Source organism: Oleiphilus sp. HI0043 (assembly GCF_001634935.1).
The window spans coordinates 1-765 of the sequence record NZ_LWEY01001839.1 but is presented as its reverse complement, the minus strand read 5'-3'; the positions used below and the strand labels follow the sequence as shown (position 1 = coordinate 765).

Here is a 765-nt window from a genome sequence, read left to right as displayed (position 1 = left end):
GTAGCTTGCAATCGAGCGATACAGCGGTCTTCAATGGCCTGCGATACCGGTATTCTGCGACATAGCCGGTGTCTATTTCTGGCGATAATCGGTTTATTTCATGTAGAATCCAGCGGCTGGCAGAAGTAACCGTTGCCTTATCATAAAGATTATTGCTGCGAAAAAAATCTTGTAATCGCTTTACAATTAGTTTCAATACATGCCGATGATCGTTCTTTACTTCAAATTGCCAGCTTCGAGTATTTGGTACGCTATCTACCACTTCTTGTAGGTGTGGAATGTAACAGGGAGAGTGCCAGCCTGGTGTATTATGTCGGGAATCAACTTTGCTTAGAAAAGAATAGGGATAATGAGCTATCTTGCCTTGCAGGTTGCTTGTGCGTGACAAATTTCGGTCGTGATAGACTACCAACTCTCCATCTGAAGATAATTGAATGTCTAACTCGAAATCCAAACAGCCATTTGATTGAGCATGAATAAAGCCCGTTACAGTGTTTTCCGGCGCTTCGTTCCGAGCACCTCTATGTCCGATAATTATCATTTATGACGTCCGTTCTAAAACTAAGTGCTATATATTACTAGCTTCGTGTTTCGCTTTGATGAACAGGGTGTGAGGTATATAAATCAAATCACTGACCTTTCTGATCAGGTGCTCTTCATAACGATCAATATCGCTATCAGCGTAAGCAATTTTCCACATCGCAAGAATTAAGCGATATTTTGAGTCGCTATCAAACTTTTTATTTATAAGGTCGGTATGTTCCC

At 41.2% G+C, this 765-nt stretch carries 2 protein-coding genes; both read right to left on the bottom strand.

The annotated features are described in order from the left end of the window. The coding region (locus A3729_RS28265) for a glycerophosphodiester phosphodiesterase (RefSeq protein WP_068634528.1) at nt 1-541 on the bottom strand (541 nt) is incomplete at its 3' end. 27 nt (nt 542-568) lie between these two features. Continuing rightward, on the bottom strand, nt 569-765 hold a 197-nt coding region (locus tag A3729_RS28260; protein WP_197476224.1), incomplete at its 5' end, for a TerB family tellurite resistance protein.